Origin of the sequence: Streptomyces alboniger (assembly GCF_008704395.1) — a bacterium.
In the GTDB taxonomy this organism is placed as follows: Bacteria; Actinomycetota; Actinomycetes; order Streptomycetales; family Streptomycetaceae; genus Streptomyces; species Streptomyces alboniger.
The window spans coordinates 4969569-4995816 of record NZ_CP023695.1; the positions used below are offsets into that span (position 1 = coordinate 4969569).

Consider the following 26248-nt stretch of genomic DNA (forward strand, 5'->3'; position numbering starts at 1 on the left):
GGTGCGCACTGTCGTGCGCACGGTGCGGGTCGCGCCGCCCCATCGTCGAGGCGTGGCATGCTCCGGTCAATGCTGTCTTCCGGCCAACCCCTTGTGCCCCGCGCCGCTTTGCGCTTTCTTGATCGGCATGGCTGAAACCACAGGCAGTGGCACCACCGCCGGCGCATCGGCACCCCAGCCCCGCAAGTCGAGCTGGAAGTACATCGGCCCCGGCATCGTCGTCGCCGCGACCGGCGTCGGCGCCGGTGACCTCGTCGCGACCCTCATCGCGGGCAGCAACTTCGGCTACACCCTGCTCTGGGCCGCGGTCATCGGCTGCGTCGTGAAGATCTCGCTCGCCGAGGCCGCCGGCCGCTGGCACCTGTCCACCGGACGCACCCTCTTCGACGGCTGGGCGAGCCTCGGCCGCTGGACGACGTGGTTCTTCGTCGTCTACGTGGTGATCTGGGGGTACGTCTACGGGGCGGCGGCCATGTCGTCCTCGGGGCTGCCCCTCCAGGCGCTCTTCCCCGACGTCATGGAACTCAAGTGGTGGGCGATCCTCACCGGCCTCGTCGGGCTCGTCTTCGTCTGGTTCAACAAGTACGCCGTCTTCGAGAAGGTCATGACGGTCCTGGTCGGCGTGATGTTCGTCGTCACCGTTTACCTCGCCATCCGCGTCACCCCGCACCTGGGCGAGGCCTTCGCGGGCCTGCTGCCCGTCCTGCCCGACGAGAAGGACTCGATCCTCAACACGCTCGGCCTGATCGGCGGCGTCGGCGGCACCATCACCCTTGCCGCGTACGGCTACTGGGTCAACGCCAAGGGCTGGACCAACACCGGCTGGATGAAGGTGATGCGGCTCGACAACCGCGTCGCGTACATCACCACCGGCGTCTTCGTCGTCGCCATGCTCTTCGTCGGCGCCGAGATGCTGCACTCCGCGAACGTCGCCATCGCGAGCGGCGACAAGGGCCTCGTCCAGCTCTCCGGCATCCTGGAGAAGGAGTACGGCAACGCCACCGCCAAGCTGTTCCTCGTCGGCTTCTTCGCCACGTCGTTCACCTCGCTGATCGGCGTGTGGCACGGCGTCAGCCTGATGTTCGCGGACTTCGTCGAGCGCTACCGCAAGCAGCGGGCGGGCGCCGACGAGAAGGCGCTCAGCGGCGAGGAGGTGGCGTCCGGCGCGCGCGAGGAGTCGGTGCCGTTCCGCGCGTACCTGCTCTGGCTGACCTTCCCGCCGATGATCCTGCTCTTCCAGGGCCAGCCCTTCCGGCTGATCATCATCTACGGCGTGCTGGGCGCGGCCTTCATGCCCTTCCTCTCGCTGACCCTCATCTGGCTGCTCAACTCCTCGCGCACACCCAGCGAGTGGCGCAACGGCTGGCTCAGCAACGGCATGCTGGCGGTCGCGGGCCTGCTGTTCCTGGTCCTGTGCGTCAAACAGATCTCCGACCAGGACTGGAGCAGCTTCTTCTAGCTCTCTGCCAGCTCTCCGTCAGTTCCCCGGTAGCTCCCCGCGCCCGCCCACCGGACACCCGCTTCCCAGTACGGGACAGTCACCTCCACGTGAACACTGGGAAGTTGGGTGTTGAGGTGGCCCTTGCCTGGATATGGTGCTGGGGCCGAGGAGAAGTGCAGGGTGAGCCGCAGGGGGTGCGCGCATGCCGACCGCCATAGCCGTCACCGGCCCCGACCTCGTGCTGCCCTCGCCCGACCGGCACACGCCCTCCGCCGCCGTCCTCCAGTCCGCCGTACGGCCCCCGCGGGCGTACTCGCTGGACCAGGCGCTCACCGAGATGCACACGCTCATCGAGCACCACGGCTATGTGATCGCCCTGTGCCCCGCCTCGGCGCCCGCAGCCGTCACGCAGCGCCTGTACGCGGTCCGCTCGGTCCTGGAGAGCGACCGGATCGCCGTCGTCCGCTCCGACCTGCCGCCGCTCGGCCTCGCCGTACTCGCCCTCCAGTTACGGCAGTTGTCCGTCTGCGACTTCAGCCCCGGCGTCCTCGCCTCCGCCGCCCGGCTGCTCTCCCACTACATCTACGCGGGCGCCCTGCTCGGCTCCGTCACCAAGCTCGACCGCGTCCCCGTCACCCTCCAGTCGCACGCCAAGTCCTGGCTTCCCGGAGCGCAGTTCGCGGTCCTCGCCACCCCGCGGCCCGAGCTGGTGAAGCTCTCGGGCGACGGCTCGCAGGCGCGCCTGACGGGACCGGCGTTCGGTACGAAGATGCTGTACGCACCTGGGCAGTTGGCGCCCGGCTGGGTCACCGGTCACCTCGCCCCCGCCTGGCGCTCCCAAGAGGTCGAGGAGGCCCGCCTGCCCGCCGAGTCCGCCCGCTGGTGGGCCACCGGCAAGCTCGTCGAGTTCGCCGCGGCCATCCCGGACATCTCGGTCCTCTACCAGCTCGTGTCGTCCGTCCGCCGCGACGACTGCCACTGGTGCGGGCTCGAACTCATCGGCGACCGCTGCGCGTTCTGCGCGGCGCCGCTGCCGCCGCCCGAGGACCGCCCCGGGCGCCCCGTCCGCGCACTCCTGCCCCGCGGTGCGACCTAGCCGCCCCACCCTCGTACGCGACCCGCGACCGACGACGCGCCACCCCGCTCACTGTCCGTAGCCACCCGCACTCGATCGAGGTAGTCCGGCCCATGAACTCACGCCAGCGCCGCGGCGTCATCCTGCTGGTCCTGTCGGTCCTGTGCGCGTTCGGCGCGTTCGCGGGCGTCCTCTCGGTGATCCGTGACGTGAACTCGAAAGTGGGCCCCGAGGTCACCGCGTACAAGCTCAAAGGGGACATCGCGCCCTACAAGGAACTGACCGCCGAGCAGTTCGAGAAGGTCGAGATGCCCGAGCGGTGGCTCTCCGACAACGCCGTCACCAACCTCCGTGAGATCCGCGGCAAGATCGCCGTCACCCAGCTCCGCGAGGGTTCGCTGCTCCAGTCCGACATGATCGTCAAGCGGCCCGAACTCGGCCCGGGACAGCAGGAGATCGCCATCATGATCGATGCGGCGACCGGCGTCGCGGGCAAGATCACGCCCGGCTCGACGGTCAACATCTACGCCACCTTCAAGGGCGAGAGCGACAAGGCGAAGGACCAGTCCAAAGTCATCGTGGAGGGCGCCAAGGTCCTCGACGTCGGCAAGCTGACCCCGCTCGAACCGGACCAGGACGACCGCACGCGCCGCAGGGCGAGCGAGGCCGTGCCGATCACGTTCGCCCTCGGCACGGCGGACGCGCAGCGCGTCGCGTACGCCGAGTCGTTCGCCACGCACGTCCGCCTCGCCCTCATCGGCGCGGGCGGCGACCCGACGGTCCCGCCGCGGGACCGGACGTACACCCTCGACGAGGACAAGTAGGAGGTCTCGCATGGCCACTCGGATCCTGCCCGCCGTGGGGGACATCGAGGCCGCCCGCGTGCTGTCTGCGTGCACCGGCAGGCTGCCGGACGCGGTGTCGGCCTGGGCCGTGGTGCTCGCCTTCCGTGTGTGGTCGGCTTTTTCGGGTGCGGGTGGCGGTGTGGTGTTGTCGCCGTGCGGTCGGGCATGCACCTTCGACGAGGACAAGTAGGAGGTCTCGCATGGCTACTCGGATCCTGCCGGCCGTGGGGGACATCGAGGCCGCCCGCGCGTTGTCCACGCTGACCGGGCAGCTGCCCGACGCCGAGCCCTCCCTGCCCGTCGGTGACTCCACCGCGCTGCTCGACACCCTCGCGCGCCTCGCCGCCGAGTCCGTCGACGAGCTGCCGGAAGTCGTCCTCGTCCACGAGCGGATCGGGCCGGCCCCGGCGCTCGACCTCATCCGCGACCTCGTCCTGCGCTTCCCCGCCGTCGGCGTCGTCCTGATCACCGCCGACACCAGCCCGGGCACCCTCACGGCCGCCATGGACTCCGGGGCACGCGGCATCGTCGGCTTCCCGCTCGCCTACGACGCCCTCGCCGAACGCGTCCAGGCCGCCGCGGCCTGGTCCGCAGGCATGCGGCGCCACCTCGGCAGCGGGGGGCTCGAACTGTACGGCGGCGGTACGGGCGGGCCCGGGGCGCCCGGCGGCGCGGGCACCGTCGTCACGGTCAGCGGGGCCAAGGGCGGCGTCGGGACGACCCTGACGGCCGTCCAACTCGCCCTCGCCGCACAGGCGTCGGGCCGCACCACCGCCCTCCTCGACCTCGACCTCCAGTCCGGCGACGTCGCCTCCTACCTGGACGTACAGTTCCGCCGCTCGGTCGTCGACCTCGCCGCCATCACCGACATCACGCCCCGCGTACTCCAGGACGCCGTCTACACCCACGAGAGCGGCATCGGCCTGCTCCTCGCCCCCGCCGAGGGCGAGCGCGGCGAGGAGGTCACCGACCGGGTCACCCGGCAGATCCTCGGCTCCCTGCGCGCCCGCTACGACGTCGTGGTCGTCGACTGCGGCGCCTACGTCACCGCCGCGAGCGCCACCGCCGTCGAACTCGCCGACCACGCGTTGCTGCTCCTCACCCCCGACGTCGTCGCGGTACGCGCCGCCAAGCGGATGGTGCGGCTGTGGGACCGCCTCCAGATCCGCAAGGCCGAGGAGACCCTCACGGTCGTCAACCGCCACGGCAAGGGCACGGAGATCCAGCCCTCCCTGGTGGAACGCGTCACCGGCACCCGCGTGGCCCGCACCACCGTGCCCGCCGCGTTCAAGGAACTCCAGGCCGCCGTGGACGCGGGCCGCATGCAGGACCTCGACAGCCGCTCCTCGGTGAAACAGGCGCTGTGGGGTCTCGCGGGCGAGCTGGGCCTCATCGACGCGGACAAGGCCAACGCCGGCAAGCGCGGCGGCCTCACCCTGCGGAGGAAGGCGGCCACCGGCGACCGCGGCGCGGTCACCCTCGAATTCGCCGGGATGTTCCCGCTGCTCCTCACGGTCATGGCGATCCTCTGGCAGTGCACCCTGTACGGCTACACGTACTCCCTCGCCGGGAACGCCGCGGACGAGGCGGCACGGGCGGCCACGGCGGCGTACGCGGCCGGGGAAGGCGAGGCCGGCGCCTGCTCCGCCGCGGCCCAGGAGCACCTGCCCGCCGCCTGGCAGGGCGCTGAGGTCTCCTGCGTGGACGAGGGCGCGGTGTGGAAGGCCACCGTGTCGGTGGACGTCCCGGTGTTCTTCCCCGGCTTCGACGCGGGGTGGCACGTCGACGGGAAGGCGGGCGCGGCGAAGGAGGGGGACGACGGATGAGGGCGCCGAGGTCTCCGCGGTTCCTGAGGCCCCGCCGCCGGGGCGGCCGAGGAGCACCCCGCCGCTGGGGCGACCGCGGGGTATCGATGCTGGAGTTCGCCGGCTTCCTGCCGATCCTGCTCCTCGTCGGCCTCGCCGCGATCCAGCTCGGCCTGGTCGGCTACGCCGCCAACCAGGCGGGCTCCGGCGCCCGCGCTGCGGCCCGCGCGGCCTCGCAGGGCGACTCGGGGGAGGCGGCCGGGGCAGCGGCGATGGACGGCGGTCTGGATGCCTCCGTCGCGGTCGGCTCGGGCGGCGACACGACGACCGCCACGGTCGAGGTCCAGGTGCCGACGCTGCTCCCCTTCGTGGACGCGGGCTGGAGCGTCACCAAGGAGGCCACCATGCCCAACGACGACGACGCCGAGTACTGAACCCCGTACCCCTGAAGGAGGTTGAAGGACGCCATGAGCCTGCGCGACCGCGTGGCCCCCACCCACCAGACCGAGCCGAGCCGCGACGACGGCCTCGTCGCCGTCTACCGCTCCAAGCTCCTGGAGGAGATCGACCTCGCCGAGATGTCGTCGCTCACCGCCGCGGACCGCCGCGTCCGCCTGGAGCGCGTCCTCGGCCACATCATCAGCCGCGAGGGACCCGTCCTCTCCACCTCCGAACGCGCCCAGCTGATCCGCCGCGTCGTGGACGAAGCACTCGGCCTCGGCGTCCTCGAACCGCTCCTCGCCGACGCCTCCATCACCGAGATCATGGTCAACGGCCCCGACTCGGTCTTCGTGGAGCGCGCCGGCCGCGTGGAACAGCTCCCGCTCCGCTTCGCCTCGAACGACCAGCTCATGCAGACCATCGAACGCATCGTCTCGACGGTCAACCGACGCGTCGACGAGTCGAACCCCATGGTCGACGCCCGCCTGCCCACCGGCGAGCGCGTCAACGTCATCATCCCGCCGCTCGCCCTCACCGGCGCCACCCTCACCATCCGCCGCTTCCCCCGCGCCTACACGCTCCCCGAACTGATCGGCCTCGGCTCACTCGACGAGCACATGCTGATGCTGCTCGCGGCGTTCGTGCGCGCCCGCTTCAACCTCATCGTCAGCGGCGGCACGGGCAGCGGCAAGACCACCCTCCTCAACGCCCTCTCCGGTCTGATCCCGGCCCACGAACGCATCATCACCATCGAGGACTCCGCGGAACTCCAGCTCCAGCAGGACCACGTCATCCGCCTCGAATCGCGCCCCGCCAACGTCGAGGGCAAGGGCCAGATCACCATCCGCGACCTCGTGCGCAACAGCCTGCGCATGCGCCCCGACCGCATCATCGTCGGCGAGGTCCGCGGCGGCGAGACCCTCGACATGCTCCAGGCCATGTCGACCGGCCACGACGGCTCCCTCGCCACCGTCCACGCGAACACCGCGGAGGACGCCCTGATGCGCCTCCAGACCCTCGGCTCCATGTCGGAGGTCCAGATCCCCTTCGAGGCGCTGAAGGACCAGATCAACTCCGCCGTCGACGTGGTCGTCCAGCTCGCCCGGCACAGCGACGGCTCCCGCAAGGTCTCCGAGATCGTGCTGCTCGTCTCGCACGGCCGCCAGCAGTTCCGCATCGCGCCCGTCACCCGCTTCGTGGCCCAGCCGATCGGCCCCGACCGGGTCGTGCGCGGCTGGTTCGAACACCTGCCCCTGCCCCGCGAGATCGCCGACAAGCTGTACGGCGCGGGCGAGCCGGTACCGCCGGCGTACGGCGTGGCGGAGGCGATCGACGTCCTGGACACGAGGGAGGCGATCGGATGACCGGCCCGTCCCCGAGCGAGGAAGGCGGCGCCCGATGAACAACCCCGCGCTGCTCGCCCTGGGCGCCACGATCCTGTGCGGCACGCTCGCCGTCGCGGGTGTCCACTCGTACGCGTCCGGGCGCGCCCAGCGCCAGGCGCTCGTCGACCGGCTGGCGCTCGGCCCCGGCAGCGGGGACGGCGGCCCGCCCGGCCGCGCGCGCCGTTTCGCGGGCGTCGACCGCCGCCTGCGTCGCACGCGCCTCGGCAGGTCGATCCAGCTGCGGCTCTCCTCGACGGGGCTCGACCTGACCGCGGGCGAGTTCTTCACCTACGTCGTCGCGGTCGTGGCGGCGCTCTGGCTGATCGCGGCGGCGACGCTCGCGCCCTTCTTCGGCCCGATCGCGGGCATCGTGGCGATATGGAGCGCGGTCGCCTTCCTCAACTGGCAGCGCCAGAAGCGCATCGAGGCGTTCATCAACCAACTCCCGGACGTGGCACGCATCCTGGCCAACGCGACGGCGGCCGGACTGGCCCTGCGTACATCCCTGGCGATGGCGGCGGAAGAGCTCGAGGCTCCCGCCGGCGAGGAACTGTCCCACGTCGCCGACCAGTTGACGCTCGGCCGCTCGATCGACGACACCCTGGGCGAGCTGGCGGCCCGCCTCCCCTCCCGCGAGCTGATAGTCCTCGTCACGACACTCGTCCTCTCGAACAAGGCGGGCGGCACAGTGGTGAACTCCCTGCGGAACCTCACCCAGACCCTGGAGGACCGCAAGGAGACCCGGCGCGAGGTCCGCACGATGCTGTCGGAGGTCCACGCGACGGCGTTCACGGTCCCGCTGCTCGGCCTGGGCTCCCTGCTCCTGATCAACTCCTCCAACGAGGGCGCTCTGGAACGGGTGACCGGCTCCCCCATGGGCCAGACGCTGATCCTGATCGCGCTCGGCCTGTACGCGGTGGGCTTCTTCGTGATCAGACGCCTCGGCAAGATCGAAGTGTAGGGAGCGGTCGACGTGTTCGGTCTGGCGATGGCGGCCGTGATGGGCCTGGCGGTGGCGGGAGTGTGCCAGGGCATCCGCATGTACCGCGCGGAGGCGAAACTCCCCTCGGACCTGGCGATAGCCCTGGAGGTAGGCGCTACGCGCGTCTCGACGGCGGGCTCGGCGGTGGACCGCCTGGGCATGCGCTTCGCGCCCTTCGTCCTGCGCCTGATGGGCCCGAAGCGGGTGGACGCCAAACGCCGCAGGATCGACATGGCGGGCAACCCGGGAGGCCTGACGATCGACCGCTATGCGGCGCGCAGAGCGGTCTACGGCATCTTCGGCGTGGTGATGGGCCTGGTGTTCCTGACGAACGGCGCCGTGCTCTTCGGTCTCCTGACCTTCGCGTTCGGGGTGACGGCGGCGGACGCCCTGATCTGGCAGGCCATCCGCGAACGCCGCGAGGTCATCGACCGCACCCTGCCGGACTTCCTGGACGTCCTCGCGGTGGTGGTCTCGGCGGGCCTCGGTTTCCGCCAGGCGCTGGACCGGGTCGCGGAACGGTACGAGGGTCCGTGGGCGGACGAACTGCGCATCACCCTGCGCCAGATGGACATGGGCGTCAGCCGCCGCCAGGCCTTCGACGAACTCCGCCGCCGCAACGCGTCCGAGCAGGTCGCCCAGTTCGTCTCCGCGCTCCAGCAGGGCGAGGAACTGGGTTCGCCGATCGCGGACACGCTGATCCAGATCGCGACGGACATGCGCCGCACGGACGCGCAGAACTCCCGCCGCAGGGCGGCGAAAACCATCCCCAAGGCGACGCTGGTGACCCTGGTCTTCATGCTCCCGGCCACGATGATCCTTATCGCGGCGGGCATGTTCCTCGGCTCGGGTTCGGACTTCGGTTCGATTCTGGGGCGCTGAGCATGCGTCGTTCAGCAACTGCGTCGGCTGCTTCAACTGCTTCATCTGCATCGACTGCGTCAACTGTGCGAAACCCCTTCGCGGATGCAATGCGATGTGGGACAGTCGGCTCTGAGTTCACGGTCCGCGGTTCGCGGGAGGGGGCTTCGTGCATGGTGATCTCGAAGAGAGGGAAGGGAATCCGCCAACTTGCGGGCGGGCGACGCCTGTTAGGGCGCGGGTTGCGCAGAGTGGCTGCCGAAACACGTGTTGTCGCGTACGTTGCCCATGACGACACCGCCGGAGGTTGCGGCCGTCGCGGAATCGGGTGGACGAGAAGGGGCCGTCGTGCTGAAGGAACGCGTGCTCAGAGTCTGGGTCGACTGGTCGGTGACGGTGGCATCCCGGGTCCGGGGGAGGGATCGGGATGCGGGGGCGGGGTTTGTGGAGTATGCGGGGCTCATGATTCTTATTGCGGGGATCTTTACGTTGATCGATGGGCTGGGTCTCGACGGCCTGATCTCGGGCGCGATCCTCGATGCGGTCAACAACGTCATCGGCGGTTGATCTCGCACCTGTCGAAGAGCGACCGAGGGCAGACTCTCCCGATCTATGTCTGGTTGACGGGGGTTCTGCTCTTTGTTGCATTCGCCTTCTTCGCGTTCGCTCAGGCTGCCTCGGCCCGAAACGGCGCACAATCCGCCGCTGACGCAGCAGCATTAGCGGCCGCGCAGGAGGCCAGAGACGAACTCATGGGCGGCTTGGAGCTGTCCATTGGTGGAGGGGACGACTGGCCCGACTGGCTCGCCGGTGAGAAGTTCACCGGCGAGGGGGCGCGAGTCGCGGCGGAGACGCTTGCCGCGGAGAACGACTCCACCGTGATCGGCTTCGGGCCCGCTGAGGTGAACGGCTACCCGGGCTTCCGTGCGGAGATCGAGACCACGTACACCGTCGGCGATTCGATCATCCCGGGTACTGAATCCAAACACGCCAAGGCCGACGCCACCGCCATCGTGAAACCGCGATGTGGCATCGATCCGTCGGCCGACCCGGAGAAGGCCGTGGAATTCGACTGCGAGGGCGGGGAGTCCTTCGAGATCGACCCGGACGACTTCGAACTGGATGATCTGCCCGACGCATCCGTCCTCTTCTCTGTCCACCTGGCCGACTGACCGGAGATCGACGAAAGAAGGAAGCGGTAGCCATGAGCATTCGGCGCGCCATGCTGACCCGCAGGGCATTGACCGCTGTGGCGATCACGACGGGGCTGGTCCTCACGGTCGCTGGCTGCGGCGGTGGGGGTGACGAAAAGCCCACGTCGGAAAAGAAGTCGTCCAATACCAAGACTGACGGAGAGAGCAAGGGTCGTGGGCAGCCCCAAAAGCCCGCAGAAGGGAGCACGCTGGCCGAGGTCAAGGGAGAGTCCGGGCTGACTCTCAAGGTGACATCGGCCAAGCGCGACGATGGTGGATTCCTTACCGTCGAGGGAACTGTGACGAATGGAAGCGGTAAGGCCTGGGTGGCTGCCAGTTGGCGAGGCGATGAGCGCGAGTTGACCAAGAACGGGGGCTCGATGGCGGGGGCCAGTCTCGTGGACGCCGCAGGCAAGAAGAAGTACCTCATCCTCCGGGACACACAGGGGCGTTGCCTGTGCACACGATTTACCGGTGGTGTGCTTTCCGGGCAGTCGGTCGACTGGTTTGCTCAGTTCCCAGCCCCCCCTGAGGGCACGACCAAGGTCGACTTCCAAGTCGGCGCCATGCCCCCCGCCCCCATCAAAATCTCCGAGGGCGAATAACCATGACCCCCCACCCCTCCCACCCCCTCCGAACCGCCGGCGCCGTCACCCTCACCGCCCTGGCCCTCCTCCTCGGCCCCGCGCCCGCCTGGGCCGACGAAGGGGACCCCAGCTCACCCCCCGGCAGCACCACCACCTCCCCACCCCCCGAGGTCGACTCCAACAGCCCGGGGCTGAAGCTTGCCGACGGGGCCACGCTCGCGCCCGCCAAGGTGCTGGACATCAAGTCGGTCGTCGAGGACCTCGGCGGCGAGGAGCGGCGCGAGGACACCAACACGGACGTGAAGTTCGCGTTGCAGGCCGAGGTCCTCTTCCCCAAGGACAGCGCGAAGCTGAACCCGGAGGCGAACGCCCGTATAAAGGCGATCGCCGAGGAGGCCAAGGCGCAGAAGGCCACGGACGTCAGAGTGTTCGGCTTCACGGACAACCTCGGCTCCTACGGCCACGGCAAGAAACTCTCCCGACAGCGCGCGGAAGCCGTGCACGACGAACTGGCCGGCCACCTCGGCCCCGAGGTCACGTTCTCCGTACGCGGCTACAGCGAGGACTACCCGATCGCGGACAACGGCTCGGAGGAGGGTCGCAAGAAGAACCGGCGCGTGGAGGTCTCCTTCCCCCGCGGGACGGCGCCCACCGGCACCAACGGCTGACCCCCTCACCGGCACGGCCGCGACGCGGCGCGCGCGAAACCCGGATGTGCCGCACCGCAACGGATGCCAGGATTGCTTCATGAGCGCCCACCCCGCTGGCCCCACTGGTCCCATTGGTCCCACCGGCTCCGCCACCACCCCCACCACCTTCGACGACCTCCTCGCCGAAGCCGAGGCCGCGCCCACCGAAGGCTGGGACTTCTCGTGGTTCGAGGGCAGGGCCACCGAGGCACGCCCCTCGTGGCGGTATGCCGAGGCGATGGCGGAGCGCCTCGCGCGGGCGGAGGCCTCGCTCGACATCCAGACCGGCGGCGGCGAGGTACTGGCCTCCGCGGCCACCCTGCCGCCGCTCGCCGTCGCCACGGAGGGCTGGCCCGCGAACGTCGCCAAGGCCACCGCCCTCCTGCATCCGCGCGGCGTGGCCGTCGTCGCGTCGCCGGAGGACGCGCCGCTGCCCTTCGCGGACGGCGCCTTCGACCTTGTCACCAGCCGGCACCCGGTGCGGGCCCGCTTCGACGAGATCGCCCGCGTGCTCCGCCCCGGCGGCACGTACTTCGCGCAGCACGTCGGACCCGCCAGCGTCTTCGAGGTCGTCGAGTACTTCCTCGGGCCGCAGTCCGAGGAAGTCAGGAACGGCCGCCATCCGGACCGCGAGCGCGCCGAGGCCGAGACGGCGGGCCTGGAGGTCGTGGACCTGCGGGCCGAACGGCTGCGGATGGAGTTCTTCGACATCGGAGCCGTCGTCCACTTCCTGCGCAAGGTGGTGTGGATGGTCCCCGACTTCAGCGTGGAGAAGTACCGGCCGCGGCTGCGCGAGCTGCACGACCGGATCCAGACGGAGGGGCCATTCGTCGCCCACAGCGCCCGCCACCTCTTCGAACTCCGCAAGCCTGTACGGGCGTAGTCTGTACTGTCCTTCCGGTAAGTGACCCAGCGAGCAGAGGAGTTGGCCGTGGCGAAGGAACGAGGGCCGTACGCCTGTGGGCTCGACGCCGCGGTGGATGTCGTCGGCGGCAAGTGGAAGCCGATGATCCTGTGGGCCCTGCACGCGGGCAGGACGCTGCGCTTCGGGGAGCTGAAGCGGCATATCCCGGCCGTCAGCGAGAAGGTGCTGATCCAGCAGCTGCGGGAGCTGGAGTCGGACGGCATCGTGCACCGCGAGGTCTACCGGGAGGTGCCGCCGAAGGTCGAGTACTCCCTGACCGACCTCGGCCAGTCCCTCAACGCGGCGCTGCGGCCCCTGGGGTTGTGGGGCGACCAGCACATGCGGCAGATCGTGGCGAGCAAAGAGGGCAAGCCGTCGAACGCCGCCTGACGGGGCGATTGGTAGGGACTGGGGCAAAACCCCTGTACCGCCCACACCATGACGTACGGGCCAGAATCGAAGCCTTGATTCCGCATCGTTATCAATACTGGCTCGATCTGCCCCTGAGCGTCACGTAAGTTCAGACCAAGGCTAATTCGCGCAAGCAAAGCTGTGCGTGCGGTGCCGTGCGGTGGAGGGGGCCGCGCGGCACCGCGAGCCGTCATCCCGCGTCGCGTACGACGATCCGCGCGCCCCGGCGTACGCCCCACCCCGCCATCGCCCCTGCCGCCGCCTCCATCACATGCCGGGCGCGCGGTCGCGGCAGCCCGAGGCGACCCGGACGCATCGTACGGACGGCCAGCACCCGCAGCTCACGGTCCAGATACGCCACATCGATGGCGAACCGCATCCGCACGGTGTGCACGCTCCTCGCCGGCGTCAGCAGCAGCGCTCCCGTCACACCCGCCCGCCCGAGCAGCCCCCGCCGCCGCGCCCCAGCCGAGTCCGCGATCTCCAGCGGGACCTCCAGAGGGGGCTCAGCGGAGGCCTCCGCCGAGTTCCCCGCCGGCCGGCCCTCGGACTCGATGACCCTCATCGTCGCCATGCCCGCGAAATTAGCGGTCCGTACACCCGGCGCGTCAAGGACGCGACGCCATCCGGGGTCCCCCGTGAGGAGTACTGCCGTGCGCGGCCGAAATCCGCCTCTGAACCCCGTATTCCGCCGGAAGAACGGGGTCTCGCAGTTGTCGCGCGGTCTCGGAGAGTAGTTGTGGAGCGCCAATGCACGCAGCATCACTTACGAAGGGTTATGGTGGAAACCCCCCCTCGGGCCGGTCCGTCTCCCCCCCACGGACCGGCCCGTTTTTTGTGCCCGCGCGCCGGAGCCCGTCGATCAAGGCCGCCGCCCTCCCCGTTATGGTCAGGGACATGTCGAACGATTTCCCCCCGCCGCAGCAGAATCCGCAGGTCACCCCCCAGGGCCACCCCCAGCCCGGCCCTCCGAACAACCCCCAGCCAGGCCTGCCGACTTACCCCGGCCCGTCCCAGGACCCCGCGTACGCCTACGGCCCGATGGCGCCGCAGCGGATGCCCGGCTCCGTCCGAGCCGCGCGGATCGTCCTCTGGGTGCTCGCCGGCCTCGTCATCATCGGCTCGATAGGGATCGCCGCCACGGGCGACTCGGAGACCGCGGGCGCCGCCGTCGGGGTGAACTTCCTGCTCATGGTGGCCGCCGGCCTGGCCTTCCGGTTCCCGAAGGGGGGCGGCGGTCTCCGCGTGGCCTGCATCGTCCTGATGGCGCTCCACGCCCTGAGCGCGCTCGCCGGGGCGGCGGGCGGCAACCCCGGCGGCCTCGTGCCGCTCCTCGGCGCCATCGCGGTGATCATCCTGCTCGCCCAGGGGACCGCGGGCGCCTGGTTCAACCGCCCGCGCCCCTAGGACGACCCCTCTCAGCCGCCAGGGCGACCCCTCTCAGCCGCGCCCGGCCCAGATGTTGGTGCCGGGCGTCGAGACCGCGAACGTGTCGATGGCCGAGAGCTCCGCGTCCGTCAGCTTCGGGCCGGCCAGCGCCGCCACGTTCTCCTCCAGCTGCTTCACGCTGGAGGCGCCGATCAGGGCCGAGGTCATCCGCTCGTCGCGGAGCACCCAGTTGAGGGCGAGCTGGGCGAGCGACTGGCCGCGGGCCGCGGCGATGTCGTTCAGCCCGTTGAGCCGGCGCACGACCTCGTCGCTCAGCAGGTCCGGATCCAGGGACTTGCCCTGTGTCGCGCGCGAACCCTCCGGAATGCCCTTCAGGTACTTGTTGGTGAGCAGCCCCTGGGCGAGCGGCACGAAGGAGATGCAGCCCATCCCGGCGCGCTCCAGCGTGTCGAGGAGGCCGTCCTCCTCGGTCCAGCGGTTGATCATCGAGTACGACGGCTGGTGGATGAGCGCCGGCACGCCCATCTCCCGCAGCAGCCGCGCCGCTTCGGCGGTCTGCTCGCTGTCGTACGAGGAGACGCCCACGTAGAGCGCCTTGCCCTGCTGGACCGCGGACGCGAGCGCGCCCATCGTCTCCTCCAGCGGGGTGTCCGGATCGAAGCGGTGCGAGTAGAAGATGTCGACGTAGTCGAGGCCCATCCGCGACAGCGAGGCGTCCAGCGAGGAGAGCAGGTACTTGCGGCTGCCCCACTCGCCGTACGGGCCGGGGTGCATGAGGTAGCCCGCCTTGGTCGAGATGATCAGCTCATCGCGGTACGAGGCGAAATCCTGTGCGAAGAGCTTGCCGAAGTTCAGCTCCGCCGAGCCGGGCGGGGGGCCGTAGTTGTTCGCCAGGTCGAAGTGCGTGACGCCCAGGTCGAAGGCGCGGCGCAGGATCGCGCGCTGCGTGTCCAGGGACTTGTCGTCACCGAAGTTGTGCCAGAGGCCGAGGGAGACCGCGGGCAGCTTCAGTCCGCTGCGGCCCGTACGCCGGTACTCCATCGAGTCGTAGCGGTCCGCCGCCGCGCGGTACAAAGACGTGTCGTTCATGGGGATGAAGCTACTTCAGCGGCGCCGACCCGACTTCGGTGGGAGGCCTCCGCAGCGGTAGGGTGTCGCCCTCGGGGACTGCCCTAGGCGCACCCCTTGAGGACCGCCATCTGCTGGAGGGGCTGACACACGTGAACCTGCGCGACCTGGTGTACGGACTTTACGCACGCCGGGTGGAAGGCCGCCTCGACCACGACCAGGTGCCCAAGCACATCGGGGTCATCCTCGACGGCAACCGCCGCTGGGCGAAGGCGTCCGGCGGGACCACCGCACAGGGCCACCAGGCCGGCGCGCACAAGATCGAGGAGTTCCTCGGCTGGTGCGCCGAGACCGACGTCGAGGTCGTCACGCTGTGGATGCTCTCCACCGACAACCTCGACCGGCCCGAGGAGGAGCTGACCCCGCTCCTCGGCATCATCGAGGCCACCGTCCGCTCGCTCGTCGCCGACGGCCGCTGGCGCGTGCACCACGTCGGCGCCCTCGACCTGCTGCCCGCCCGCACCCAGGCCGTCCTGAAGGAAGCCGAACAGGCCACCCACGACAACACCGGGATACTGGTCAACGTCGCGGTCGGTTACGGCGGCCGCCAGGAGATCGCCGACGCGGTGCGCTCGCTGCTCCTGGACCACGCCGACAAGGGCACCAGCCTGGAGGAGATCGCGGAGAGCGTCGACATCGACCTCATCTCCAAGCACCTCTACACCAGCGGCCAGCCGGACCCCGACCTGGTGATCCGTACGAGTGGCGAACAGCGCCTGTCGGGCTTCATGCTCTGGCAGTCCGCTCACTCCGAGTACTACTTCTGCGAGGTCTTCTGGCCGGCCTTCCGGAAGGTCGACTTCCTGCGTGCGCTGCGCGATTACGCGGCCCGCCACCGCCGCTACGGCGGCTGACACCCGCACGCCCCTGAGGCCGGGGTCACCCGGAGTTAACCAACGCGTCGTCATATGCCCTGGCATGGCTGCGCTTGTTCGAGGGAATAAGCCTTCCAGGTCGACGTCCTAGCAGTACCCGAAAGGGACGTCGTATCTCAGCGGACGCCATGAGGCCGTCCGCCCGGGAGGCCCTTTGCACCAGGACGACCGTGTGAGCAGCGCGGGCGACGTGGAGGGCCGGCGCTCGGCCCGCGCATCGCGGCCGCGCCGGGCCTGGATCACACCCGCCGGCCCGCCCGGAATCCCTCCCGTCGCTCCCCGACCTCATCCGAGGGGGTACGTCCTTCCGTGGTGACCAGCACAAAGCGCCGCATGCCCGACAGGCGCACCTATGTTCTCGACACCAGCGTCCTGCTGGCCGATCCGAACGCCCTGACCCGCTTCGACGAGCACGAAGTCGTGCTGCCCGTCGTCGTGGTGACGGAGCTGGAGGCCAAGCGGCACCATCCGGAGCTCGGCTACTTCGCCCGGCAGGCGCTGCGCCTGCTGGACGACTTCCGCATCCGGCACGGCCGCCTGGACGCCCCGATCCCGATCGGGGATCTGGGCGGCTCGCTGCGCGTCGAGCTCAACCACTCCGATCCCGGCGTGCTCCCGGCCGGTTACCGGTTGGGGGACAACGACTCCCGCATCCTCGCCGTAGCCCGCAACCTCCAGGCCGAGGGGTACGACGTCACGGTCGTCTCCAAGGACCTGCCGCTCAGAATCAAGGCGTCGTCCGTCGGACTCCTCGCCGAGGAGTACCGCGCGGAGCTGGCCATCACGGACTCCGGCTGGACCGGCATGTCCGAACTGACCCTCTCCGGTGAGCAGGTCGACCTCCTCTTCGAGGAAGACCACCTGTACGTCCCCGAGGCGGCGGAACTGCCCGTGCACACGGGCCTGACCATCCAGTCCGAGCGGGGCAAGGCGCTGGGCCGCGTCACGGCCGAGGGCAACGTCCGCCTCGTACGCGGCGATCGGGAGGCCTTCGGCATCAAGGGGAGGAGCGCCGAACAGCGGATCGCCCTCGATCTGCTCCTCGACCCGGACATCGGGATCGTCTCGATGGGCGGGCGCGCGGGAACCGGCAAGTCGGCGCTCGCGCTCTGCGCGGGCCTGGAGGCCGTCCTGGAGCGCAGGCAGCACCAGAAGGTGATGGTCTTCCGGCCGTTGTACGCGGTCGGCGGGCAGGAGCTCGGCTACCTCCCCGGCACCGAGGCCGAGAAGATGGGCCCCTGGGCGCAGGCGGTCTTCGACACGCTCGGTTCGGTGGCGGGCAAAGAGGTCATCGAGGAGATCAGCGCGCGGGGGATGCTGGAGGTCCTGCCGCTCACCCACATCCGCGGGCGCTCGCTGCACGACGCGTTCGTGATCGTGGACGAGGCCCAATCCCTGGAGCGGAACGTCCTGCTGACCGTTCTGTCCAGGATCGGGGCGAACTCCCGTGTCGTCCTCACTCATGACGTCGCCCAGCGCGACAACCTCCGCGTGGGGCGGTACGACGGAGTGGTCGCCGTCGTCGAGAAGCTGAAGGGGCATCCGCTCTTCGCCCACGTCACCCTCACCCGGTCCGAGCGTTCGCAGATCGCGGCCCTGGTGACCGAAATGCTGGAGGACGGCCACATCTGAGTCAGTTCACGGCGTATACGCGGTAGTTGGCGCCGCCCGGTGAAGCGAAGGAGCCTAGCCGGGCGGCGTCGTCGTGCGCGCCTCTTTCCGGAAAACTCCTGGAGCAAACGGCGTGTGAGCTTTCCCACGCAACGGAGAATTGCCTTGCGGTGTCGAGCTGGGGCAGAGTCTGGGTCCTGTCAGGCCCCGCATGCGACACACGTGTACCCCCAGCGGTACGAAACCCCAGAACTTCATAGTGGCCGTCGCATGCCGCCCGAGCACCACGCGGCGCTCCCCACGCGGGAGTTGTCCACCGGGCCCGTGCCTCCCGTGACCGATCGCAAGCGGAGGCCAGCGCCAGGGGCACGATTGCGTCCGCGAGGTCACCTATGCGGGCGATGCTGGAAGGAAACCGTGTGAGCCGGATTTCGGTCCGGGGATTCGCCGTGGCATCCGCCACCGCGGTCACCACCGTCGGAGCTGTCGTGGGTGTCGCCTCGGGCAACACCCAGCCCTCGAACACGAACGACTTCGAGGCAGCGGCGAGCGACGCGACGCTTCTCGCAGAGATCCCCGCGGGTCAGCAGGCCCAGGTCCAGACCGCGTCCCTGACGCAGCAGGCCGACGCGCAGGCCCTGGCCGCCGACACCGCCGCCAAGAAGACCGCCGCGGAGGAGGCCCGCAAGCAGGCCGCCGCCTCGGCTATCGAGAAGCAGAAGGCCGCGGAGAAGGCCGAGAAGGCGGAGGCGGCCCAGAAGGCCGCCGCGAAGAAGGAGCGCGAGGAGAAGGCCGAGACCAAGGCCAGCCGCTCCTCCACCCGCGACGCCGGCAGCTTCAAGCCCCAGGGCTCCTACACGGTCGCTCAGGTCCAGGCGATGGCGCGGCAGATGGTGCCCGCCGGCCAGTTCCAGTGCTTCAGCAACATCGTCAACCACGAGTCCACGTGGAACTACAAGGCCACCAACGCCTCTTCCGGCGCGTACGGCCTCGTCCAGGCGCTGCCCGCTTCCAAGATGGCCTCGGCGGGCGCCGACTGGCAGACCAACCCGGCCACGCAGATCAAGTGGGGCCTGAACTACATGAACGACCGCTACGGCAGCCCGTGCGGCGCCTGGGACTTCTGGCAGGCGAACAACTGGTACTAGGCCGCTCCCCGGCCGTACCGCGCTCAACCTCGGGAGCCCCCCACCGTCCTTCGGTGGGGGGTTTCTCCCGTGTACGGTCGGTGCGGACAGCTCCAGGGGGGAGTGGTGGGGAAAGACGGGGGTAGAGGACGGATCATGTCGCGAGTGCCAGGGTGGATCGGTCGGCTCGGCGCCGGACTGAGCGAGATGGGCGAGCGGTTGAACGAGAAGCGCCGCGAAGAGGACGCCGACTCGGACGCCGATGAGTCGAACGACCCCGCCAACGGAGAGCAGGAGCACGTGCCGCCGCCGCCCGCGTATGCGCCGGACGTGGCGGCCAGGCCCGATCCCGTGGCGGCCCTGCCGTGGGGGATGAGGGTCGCGGCCGAGGCCGGCTGGCGGCTGCTCGTCCTCGCGGGCACGCTCTGGGTCCTGATGAGGGTCATCAGCGCGGTCCAGCTGGTGGTGCTCGCCTTTGTGGCGGCGCTGCTGATCACCGCGCTGCTCCAACCGACGGTGGCGCGGCTGAGGAGGCTCGGCCTGCCGCGCGGCCTCGCGACGGCGGTCACCGCGATCCTCGGCTTCGTCATCATGGGCCTGGTCGGCTGGTTCGTGGTCTGGCAGGTCATGGAGAACGCCGACGAACTCTCGGGGCAGGTCCAGGACGGCATCGAGGACCTGCGCAAGTGGCTGCTCAACAGCCCCTTCCACGTGACCGAGGACCAGATCAACGACATCGCCAAGAGCCTGCGCGAAGCCGTCGGTGCCAACACCGAGGAGCTGACGTCCGCCGGCCTCGAAGGTGTGACGGTCATCGTCGAGACGCTGACCGGCCTGCTGCTCGCGATGTTCTCGACGCTCTTCCTGCTGTACGACGGCAAGCGCATCTGGCAGTGGTTCCTGAAGCTGGTGCCGGCGAACGCCCGGCCCGGCATCGCCGGCGCGGGCCCCCGGGCCTGGCGCACGCTCACCGCCTATGTGCGCGGCACGGTGATAGTGGCCATGATCGACGCCATCTTCATCGGCCTCGGCATCTACTTCCTCGGTGTGCCCATGGCCGTGCCGCTGGCCGTCATCATCTTCCTGGCCTCGTTCGTGCCGCTGGTCGGCGCCGTGGTCTCCGGAGCCCTCGCGGTGGTCGTCGCGCTGGTCACGCAGGGCGTGTTCACCGCCGTGATGGCGCTGGCCGTGGTCCTCGCCGTGCAGCAGATCGAGGGGCACATCCTCCAGCCGTTCATCCTCGGCCGCGCGGTGCGGGTACATCCGCTGGCCGTGATCCTGTCCGTCGCCGCGGGCGGCATGGTCGCCGGGATCGGCGGGGCGGTCGTGGCGGTGCCGCTGGTCGCCGTCACGAACTCGGTCGTCGGCTATCTGCGGTCGTACTCCCGCGAGGCGGCGCTGAAGAAGCGGGCGCCGCAGCCGCAGGGGACCACGGCGGTGGACGCCGCGCAGGAGAGGTCCGCCGGACAGGCTTGATATGCGAGTGGCCCGGCCCGAAACCTTCAAGGTTTCGGGCCGGGCCACTCGCATGAGGTGTTACGCGAGGACGTCCTCGGAGTCCAGCGTGACGCCGACAGCCTGGATGACCGCGGCGATCTTGACGGCCTCCTGGATGACCTCACGGTCGACGCCGGCCTTGCGCAGGACCTGCTCGTGCGAGTCCAGGCACTGGCCGCAGCCGTTGATCGCGGAGACCGCGAGGGACCACAGCTCGAAGTCGACCTTCTCGACACCCGGGTTGCCGATGACGTTCATCCGCAGACCGGCGCGCATCGTCCCGTACTCCGGGTCGGAGAGCAGGTGACGCGTGCGGTAGAAGACGTTGTTCATCGCCATGATGGCGGCGGCCGACTTGGCGGCCGTGTACGCCTCGGGGGAGAGGTTCGCCTTGGCCTCGGGCTCCAGCTCGCGCAGCACCTTCGGGGAGCGGGACGCGATGGCGCAGGCCAGCACGGTGCCCCACAGCTGCTGCTGCGGCAGGTCGCTGTTGCCGATGACCGAGCCGAGGTTCAGCTTCAGGTCCTTGGCGTAGTCCGGTACGGCGGACTTCAGTTCGTCGAGTGCCATGTCAGAGGCTCCTGTTCACTCGCCGGAGAGCAGCGCGACCGGGTCGAGGGTCTCGTCGCCCTTGGTCCAGTTGCAGGGGCACAGCTCGTCGGTCTGGAGGGCGTCGAGGACCCGGAGGACCTCCTTGGGGTTACGGCCCACGGAACCGGCGGTCACCATCGTGAACTGGATCTCGTTGTTCTGGTCGACGATGAAGACGGCGCGCTGCGCGAAGCCGTCCTCGCCCTCGATGCCGAGCGCGCGCATCAGCTCGTGCTTCGAGTCGGCCAGCATCGGGAAGGGCAGGTCGGTCAGGTCCGGGTGGTCCTTGCGCCAGGCGTGGTGCACGAACTCGGAGTCACCGGAGAAGCCGAGGATCTGGGCGTCACGGTCGGCGAACTCGTCGTTCAGCTTGCCGAAGGCCGCGATCTCGGTCGGGCACACGAAGGTGAAGTCCTTGGGCCACGCAAAGACGATCTTCCACTTGCCCTCGTAGGTCTTGTGGTTGATCTGCTCGAACTCCTTGCCCTGCTCCAGGGAGACACAGGCGGTCAGGTCGAACTCGGGGAACTTGTCACCGACAGTGAGCACGCATACTCCTTGCGACGAAGAAAATCCCTTTTGGGGATTTTCCTGCGGGGTTGGACTGATGACGATGGTGGCACAGGGTGCATTGATTAGGGAAATAGCTAGAGTGGGTCATGTTGATCGGAGGTAGTTATCAGTGCGAGCCATAAATAGGGGCAAGCAGAGCAACGGCAAGCAGCCCAGCCTGGCGCAGCTGCGCGCCTTCGCCGCGGTGGCCGAGCATCTGCACTTCAGGGACGCCGCCGCCGCGATCGGGATGAGCCAGCCCGCCCTGTCGGGTGCCGTGGCCGCGCTGGAGGAGGCACTGGGTGTCCAGCTCCTGGAGCGCACCACGCGCAAGGTGCTGCTCTCCCCGGCCGGCGAGCGTCTCGCCGTGCGGGTCAGGGCGGTCCTCGGCGAGGTCGAGGCGCTCCTGGAGGAGGCGGACGCCGTCAAGGCGCCGTTCACCGGGGCGCTGCGGCTCGGCGTGATCCCGACCGTCGCGCCCTATCTGCTGCCGACGCTGATCTCGCTGGTCCACGAGACGTACCCGGACCTGGACCTCCAGGTGCACGAGGAGCAGACGTCCTCGCTCCTTGAGGGGCTCGCGGCAGGGCGGCTCGACCTGCTGCTGCTCGCGGTGCCGCTCGGTATGCCGGGGGTGACCGAACTGCCGCTGTTCGACGAGGACTTCGTACTCGTCACGCCCCTCGACCACTGGCTCGGCGGCCGCGAGGGCATCCCGCGCGAGGCCCTGAAGGAGCTGAACCTGCTGCTGCTCGACGAGGGGCACTGCCTGCGCGACCAGGCCCTGGACATCTGCCGCGAGGCGGGCCGCGCGGACGCCCCGGTGACCACGACCGCCGCCGGGCTCTCCACCCTCGTCCAGCTGGTCGCGGGCGGGCTCGGCGTGACGCTGCTGCCGCGCACCGCCGTGCGGGTGGAGACCAGCCGCAGCAACCAGCTGCTGACCGGGTACTTCGCCGATCCGGCGCCGACGCGCCGGATCGCCCTCGCGATGCGGGCGGGGGCCGCGCGGGCGGCCGAGTACGAGGAGCTGGCGGAGGCCTTGCGGGGGGCGGTGCGGCCGTTGCCGGTGCGGGTGGTGTGACCCCGCACCGGCAACGACCGCACGACCGATGCCGGCGCGCGGGGGGCGGGCCTACTCCGTGCGCAGGCCCTCCGGCCGCATCATCCGCCACAGCGGCGGCAGGCTGAGCAGGGTCACGACCGCGACCAGCACGGCGCCCGCGGCCGTCAGAGGGACGAACATCCACCAGTCGGTGACCGGCTTCCGGATCATACGGACCATGACGTAGCCGAGGCCGAGGCCGCCCACGACGGCGAGCGCCAGCCCGATCGCGACCGGGATCGCCGTCTGCCAGAGCACCGACCACGCCATCGAGCCGCGCCGCGTACCGAAGGCCGTCAGGGCCGCCAACAGGCGCTTGCGCTCCCGTAGTTGCTCCAGCATCGACACCAGCATGGACGCCGCGATCAGCGCCATCGTGGCCACCGCGCCGATCTGCAGACCGGTCTGGATGGTGGCGTACTGCTGGTCGCGCTCGACCGCGCGCAGCGTCATCACGTGGAGGAACGGGTCGATGTGGGCCGCGGTGTTGCGGATGTACTCCTCGGCGTCCGAGTCGTCCGGATCGACCTGGATCATCGCCGTCGTCGTGGCGTCGACCAGCTTGGACCGGTCGACGGCGCCGAGGGTGGCGTAGACGCCGTCGTGCAGGTCGCCGCCCGGGTCGGGGCGCGCCCTGACCGTGCGGGAGTCGGCGGGCAGCGTCCACAGGACGTGCTCGCGGCCGGGGTCGTCCCAGCTGACGGGGTTGAGGTCGAGCTGCTTGCCGGGGCGGGCCGACGCGTCGACCCACTTGTTCATCCGCTTGTTCCCGGTGTGCACGACGAAGGTGTCACCGTCCTCGCACGAGCCGATGCGGGCCAGCTCGCGCAGGTTGGCGCAGCTGCCGACGGTCAGCTCCGTGGTGGGGCGCAGGGCATCGGGGTTCTTCAGCTTGCCGGGCATGACGACGTACGTGGAGACCGTGCCGATGACGTTCTTGACGCCCTTGGTCGTACGGAACTCGTCGATCATCCGCCCGGCGAGCTTCCCGTCCGCGACGTCGGCCGTGACCACCAGCTTGGCGCGGCCGGGGTCCTTGCCCGTGACCCGGTTGAAGTCGTCGTGCATGGCGCCGAACAGCATCTGGAGGGCGACCGCGCCCGCCACCGCGACGGTGATGCCGCTGACCGCGCGGGCCGCCGTACCGCTGCTCAACTGAAGCCTGCGGGTGGCCAGCTGCCAGGGCACCGGGCCACCGCCGCGCAGCCGGGCCATACTCGCCTCGACCAGCCACGGCAGCAGCGCGGCGAGGCCCACCAGGGTGAGCGTCGAGCCCAGGCCGATGGCGTAGACCGACGGGGCCATGTCGCCGGCGACGCGGCCCGCCGCCAGCAGGATGGCGAGCCCGACGAGCGGCATCAGGATCCGCCACCACATCCGGCGCTTGCGGGGCTTCGCACTGCGGACGACACCGAGGGGCTCGATGGAGACGGCACGCAGCGAGATCATCGTGACCACGACGGCCGTGACCGGGACGGCCGCCAGGATCAGCGCGGCGAGGGCGGGCAGCGGCACCACGTCGGAGGGGAAGGCGCTGACCCGGTACAGGTCGACCACACCGGCCAGTTGGCGCAGGGCGAGGAAGAACGCCCAGCCCAGGGCCAGGCCGAGCAGCGCCCCGCACAGGGCCTCGCCCGCCGCGATCCGCCGCACGCTCCGCGCGTCGGCGCCGACCAGGCGCAACGCGGCCAGCCGTCGGTCGCGGCGCTCCCCGCCGAAGCGGACCGCCGTACCGATGAAGATGACCACGGGGGTCAGCAGGACCACGCAGATCATGACGACGAGGACGAGCAGGAGCGGATCCAGCGGCTCGGCGGGCAGGTGGAAGCCGTAGGCCTCGACGCGCTGGCCGCCCTTCTCCCGGGTGAGGGAGTCGGAACCGGCGTAGTAGTACAGCTCCTGAGGGCTCGTCAGGCCCGCGTCGCCGAGGGTGCCGGTCACGCGGTAGGCGCTGAAGCGTTCCCTGAGGAGGGCGCCCTCGGAGCTGTCGAGGAGCTTGCGCAGGGCCGGGGAGGCGACCATCTCGCCGGGGCCGGGCAGTGCGTCGAGGCCGGGCGGCAGTACCGGGTGCTCGCCCTCGGCGCGCACGATACGGCCGCTGACCGTCACATCCCGGAAGTCGGTGGGGGAGTCGCGCTGGAGGACCGTCTTGTCGGAGGGCTTGATGCCGTCGGAGGAGAACTGCCCGGAGGGTGTGCGGGCCGCGCCGCGGTCGTCGATCGCCTGCAACAGCTGCGGCACGGACGCCGCGCCGAGCAGCAGCGCCACCCCGAGCCCCACGCCGACGGCGGTCAGGATCGTGCGGGTCCAGCCCTCGCGGCCGCCGCCGACGGCGAAGCGTATGCCCAGGGCGAGGTCGCGGAGGAAGCCGCCGCCGGGGCGCGCGCTGCCCGGCGGGGGCGGCGCCCCCGGTCCCGTACGCGCCTTCGTAGGGGTGTCGAGGCTCATACGACCCGCTCCATGTCGCGCGACCTGCCGTCGCGCACGACGATCTCGCGGTCGGAGTAGGCGGCGACACGGGTCTCGTGGGTGACCAGGACGACGGCCGCGTTGGCCGAGCGGGCGGCTTCGGTCAGCAGCTCCATCACGCGCTCGCCGTTGAGCGAGTCCAGGGCGCCGGTCGGCTCGTCGGCGAAGATCACGCGCGGGCTCGTGGCCAGCGCCCGGGCGACGGCGACGCGCTGTCCCTGGCCGCCCGAGACCTCGCCGGGCCGCTTGGCGGTGACGTCGTCGACCTCCAGGCGCTCCATCCAGGTACGGGCGGTCGCCTCGGCCTCCTTGCGCTTGGCGCCGTTCAGCCGCAGCGGCAGCGCGACGTTCTCGACGCAGGTGAGTTCCGGCACGAGCTGGCCGAACTGGAAGACGAACCCGAACTCGCTGCGCCGCAGCGCGCTCAGTTCGGCGTCCCGCAGGGCGGTCAGCTCGCGGCCGTCGTACGTGATGGTGCCCTCGTCGGGGCGGACGATCCCGGCGAGGCAGTGCAGCAGGGTCGACTTGCCGGAGCCCGAGGGGCCCATGACGGCGACGACCTCACCGGGGTGGATGGAGAAGGCAGCGCCGTCGAGCGCGGTGGTAGGGCCGTAGGTCTTGCGGAGTCCGTGGGCCGTGAGGAGGGAGCCTGCGGGGGTCATGGGGAGCGCACCTCCTGGGCGAGCTTGCCGAGGCGCGCGGCGGTCAGCTCCAGCCAGCGCAGATCGGCTTCGAGATGGAAGAGCGCGTGGTCGCAGACGAGCTGGTCGGCGAGGTCGCCCTTGCGTTTGCGGTCGGTGAGGATGCGCATCAGGCGCAGGTGCTCGGCGCGCTGGACATCCAGGAGTTCGGCGGCGTCGCGGTCGGTGAGGAGCGCGAGGACGACCTTGGTGTAGAGCGTCGACTGGAGGTAGGGCTCGGGCTTCTCCGGGGTGGCGAGCCACCGCTGGACGTCGGTGACGCCTGCGTCGGTGATCGCGTACCGCTTGCGCTCGGGACCGCCGCCCGCCTCTATGCCGTCGACCTCGACGAGGCCGTTCTTCAGCAGCCGGGACATGGTCGAGTAGACCTGTCCGTAGTGCAGGGGCTTGTCGTGCCCGAACTTCTCGTCAAAGGCCCGCTTGAGGTCGTAGCCGTGCCGGGGGCCCGATTCCAGGAGACCCAGAAGGGTGTGGCCAATGGACATGACGAGCACTGTACACGGTGTGTATACGTGCCGTGTATACGCCTGGTGTAGAGCGCACAAGTTCGAAAAAGGGGGCAACCTTCCTGCCCCTGAAACCGT

General features: G+C 70.1%; 28 protein-coding genes. 21 read left to right on the forward strand and 7 right to left on the reverse strand.

Features of this window, described 5'->3' with window-relative positions:
• The first annotated feature begins 127 nt into the window (after window positions 1-127).
• The 15 genes from CP975_RS22365 (at window position 128) to CP975_RS22435 (ending at window position 12598) form a co-directional block, all read left to right on the forward strand.
• Complete coding sequence (locus CP975_RS22365) at window positions 128-1459, forward strand: Nramp family divalent metal transporter (protein WP_055536341.1); 1332 nt, start codon at window positions 128-130, stop codon at window positions 1457-1459.
• Window positions 1460-1643: 184 nt separating this feature from the next.
• Window positions 1644-2537: a hypothetical protein gene (locus CP975_RS22370; protein ID WP_055536340.1), complete on the forward strand. Its 894-nt coding sequence runs from the start codon at window positions 1644-1646 to the stop codon at window positions 2535-2537.
• A gap of 92 nt (window positions 2538-2629) precedes the next feature.
• The gene (gene cpaB, locus CP975_RS22375) at window positions 2630-3340 is read left to right on the forward strand and encodes a Flp pilus assembly protein CpaB (RefSeq protein ID WP_055536339.1); all 711 of its coding nucleotides are present in this window, start codon (window positions 2630-2632) and stop codon (window positions 3338-3340) included.
• Window positions 3341-3350: 10 nt separating this feature from the next.
• Window positions 3351-3551 (forward strand): hypothetical protein, encoded by a 201-nt coding sequence (locus tag CP975_RS22380; protein ID WP_055536338.1) that lies wholly within the window; start codon window positions 3351-3353, stop codon window positions 3549-3551.
• Between the two features lie 10 nt (window positions 3552-3561).
• Entirely contained in the window at window positions 3562-5187 is a 1626-nt protein-coding gene (locus CP975_RS22385; protein ID WP_055536337.1) for a CpaE/TadZ family protein, read from the forward strand.
• Window positions 5184-5600, forward strand: a complete 417-nt coding sequence (locus CP975_RS22390; protein ID WP_055536336.1) for a TadE family protein — start codon at window positions 5184-5186, stop codon at window positions 5598-5600. The genes CP975_RS22385 and CP975_RS22390 overlap by 4 nt, the downstream gene beginning before the upstream one ends.
• 33 nt (window positions 5601-5633) lie before the next feature.
• On the forward strand, window positions 5634-6971 hold the full coding sequence (locus CP975_RS22395; protein WP_055536335.1) for a TadA family conjugal transfer-associated ATPase: 1338 nt from the start codon (window positions 5634-5636) through the stop codon (window positions 6969-6971).
• A 34-nt stretch (window positions 6972-7005) separates the two neighbouring features.
• The gene (locus tag CP975_RS22400) at window positions 7006-7953 is read left to right on the forward strand and encodes a type II secretion system F family protein (RefSeq protein WP_055536334.1); all 948 of its coding nucleotides are present in this window, start codon (window positions 7006-7008) and stop codon (window positions 7951-7953) included.
• Window positions 7954-7980: 27 nt separating this feature from the next.
• Complete coding sequence (locus CP975_RS22405; RefSeq protein ID WP_055536343.1) at window positions 7981-8856, forward strand: DUF5936 domain-containing protein; 876 nt, start codon at window positions 7981-7983, stop codon at window positions 8854-8856.
• 327 nt (window positions 8857-9183) lie between these two features.
• Window positions 9184-9402: a hypothetical protein gene (locus tag CP975_RS22410; RefSeq protein WP_199783260.1), complete on the forward strand. Its 219-nt coding sequence runs from the start codon at window positions 9184-9186 to the stop codon at window positions 9400-9402.
• Window positions 9399-10007 carry a pilus assembly protein TadG-related protein gene (locus tag CP975_RS22415; RefSeq protein WP_150477267.1) on the forward strand — a complete coding sequence of 203 codons (609 nt, stop codon included), beginning with the start codon at window positions 9399-9401 and terminating at the stop codon, window positions 10005-10007. Before CP975_RS22410 ends, CP975_RS22415 begins: the two co-directional genes overlap by 4 nt.
• 32 nt (window positions 10008-10039) lie before the next feature.
• Window positions 10040-10633, forward strand: coding sequence for a hypothetical protein (locus tag CP975_RS22420; protein ID WP_150477268.1), 594 nt, complete (start codon window positions 10040-10042; stop codon window positions 10631-10633).
• Window positions 10634-10635: 2 nt separating this feature from the next.
• Window positions 10636-11283 carry an OmpA family protein gene (locus CP975_RS22425; protein WP_150477269.1) on the forward strand — a complete coding sequence of 216 codons (648 nt, stop codon included), beginning with the start codon at window positions 10636-10638 and terminating at the stop codon, window positions 11281-11283.
• 79 nt (window positions 11284-11362) lie between these two features.
• Window positions 11363-12187, forward strand: coding sequence for a class I SAM-dependent methyltransferase (locus tag CP975_RS22430; protein ID WP_150477270.1), 825 nt, complete (start codon window positions 11363-11365; stop codon window positions 12185-12187).
• 48 nt (window positions 12188-12235) lie between these two features.
• Window positions 12236-12598 (forward strand): winged helix-turn-helix transcriptional regulator, encoded by a 363-nt coding sequence (locus CP975_RS22435; protein WP_055532695.1) that lies wholly within the window; start codon window positions 12236-12238, stop codon window positions 12596-12598.
• Window positions 12599-12809: 211 nt separating this feature from the next.
• On the opposite strand, the gene CP975_RS22440 is transcribed toward CP975_RS22435, so the two are convergent.
• Window positions 12810-13184: a DUF192 domain-containing protein gene (locus tag CP975_RS22440; protein ID WP_425474330.1), complete on the reverse strand. Its 375-nt coding sequence runs from the start codon at window positions 13182-13184 to the stop codon at window positions 12810-12812.
• 332 nt (window positions 13185-13516) lie between these two features.
• Here CP975_RS22440 and CP975_RS22445 point away from each other — a divergent pair, with 332 nt between their 5' ends.
• Complete coding sequence (locus CP975_RS22445; RefSeq protein ID WP_150477272.1) at window positions 13517-14026, forward strand: hypothetical protein; 510 nt, start codon at window positions 13517-13519, stop codon at window positions 14024-14026.
• Between the two features lie 33 nt (window positions 14027-14059).
• On the opposite strand, the gene mgrA is transcribed toward CP975_RS22445, so the two are convergent.
• The gene (gene mgrA / locus CP975_RS22450; protein WP_055532525.1) at window positions 14060-15097 is read right to left on the reverse strand and encodes an L-glyceraldehyde 3-phosphate reductase; all 1038 of its coding nucleotides are present in this window, start codon (window positions 15095-15097) and stop codon (window positions 14060-14062) included.
• 131 nt (window positions 15098-15228) lie between these two features.
• Between mgrA and CP975_RS22455 the strand changes: the two genes are divergently transcribed.
• From CP975_RS22455 to CP975_RS22470, 4 genes are all read left to right on the forward strand, one after another.
• A complete protein-coding gene (locus CP975_RS22455; protein ID WP_055532523.1) occupies window positions 15229-15990 on the forward strand; it encodes an isoprenyl transferase in 762 nt (253 codons plus the stop codon).
• Window positions 15991-16320: 330 nt separating this feature from the next.
• Entirely contained in the window at window positions 16321-17643 is a 1323-nt protein-coding gene (phoH2, locus tag CP975_RS22460) for an RNA 5'-3' helicase PhoH2 (RefSeq protein ID WP_055532520.1), read from the forward strand.
• A 398-nt stretch (window positions 17644-18041) separates the two neighbouring features.
• Complete coding sequence (locus CP975_RS22465; RefSeq protein WP_055532518.1) at window positions 18042-18770, forward strand: aggregation-promoting factor C-terminal-like domain-containing protein; 729 nt, start codon at window positions 18042-18044, stop codon at window positions 18768-18770.
• Between the two features lie 135 nt (window positions 18771-18905).
• On the forward strand, window positions 18906-20225 hold the full coding sequence (locus tag CP975_RS22470; RefSeq protein WP_055532516.1) for an AI-2E family transporter: 1320 nt from the start codon (window positions 18906-18908) through the stop codon (window positions 20223-20225).
• A 60-nt stretch (window positions 20226-20285) separates the two neighbouring features.
• Here CP975_RS22470 and CP975_RS22475 read toward each other — a convergent pair whose 3' ends face one another.
• Together CP975_RS22475 and CP975_RS22480 are read right to left on the reverse strand one after the other, a co-directional pair.
• On the reverse strand, window positions 20286-20816 hold the full coding sequence (locus CP975_RS22475) for an alkyl hydroperoxide reductase (protein WP_030793685.1): 531 nt from the start codon (window positions 20814-20816) through the stop codon (window positions 20286-20288).
• A gap of 15 nt (window positions 20817-20831) precedes the next feature.
• On the reverse strand, window positions 20832-21386 hold the full coding sequence (locus CP975_RS22480) for a peroxiredoxin (protein ID WP_030793682.1): 555 nt from the start codon (window positions 21384-21386) through the stop codon (window positions 20832-20834).
• Between the two features lie 133 nt (window positions 21387-21519).
• Here CP975_RS22480 and CP975_RS22485 point away from each other — a divergent pair, with 133 nt between their 5' ends.
• The gene (locus CP975_RS22485) at window positions 21520-22473 is read left to right on the forward strand and encodes a LysR substrate-binding domain-containing protein (protein ID WP_425474270.1); all 954 of its coding nucleotides are present in this window, start codon (window positions 21520-21522) and stop codon (window positions 22471-22473) included.
• 51 nt (window positions 22474-22524) lie between these two features.
• Here CP975_RS22485 and CP975_RS22490 read toward each other — a convergent pair whose 3' ends face one another.
• From CP975_RS22490 to CP975_RS22500, 3 genes are read right to left on the reverse strand one after another with little or no spacing between them, the layout of a single operon-like run.
• Entirely contained in the window at window positions 22525-24942 is a 2418-nt protein-coding gene (locus CP975_RS22490; RefSeq protein WP_150477274.1) for an FtsX-like permease family protein, read from the reverse strand.
• Window positions 24939-25625 (reverse strand): ABC transporter ATP-binding protein, encoded by a 687-nt coding sequence (locus CP975_RS22495; protein WP_055532514.1) that lies wholly within the window; start codon window positions 25623-25625, stop codon window positions 24939-24941. The genes CP975_RS22490 and CP975_RS22495 overlap by 4 nt, the downstream gene beginning before the upstream one ends.
• Complete coding sequence (locus CP975_RS22500) at window positions 25622-26149, reverse strand: PadR family transcriptional regulator (RefSeq protein ID WP_055532527.1); 528 nt, start codon at window positions 26147-26149, stop codon at window positions 25622-25624. The genes CP975_RS22495 and CP975_RS22500 overlap by 4 nt, the downstream gene beginning before the upstream one ends.
• Between the last annotated feature and the right edge of the window lie 99 nt (window positions 26150-26248).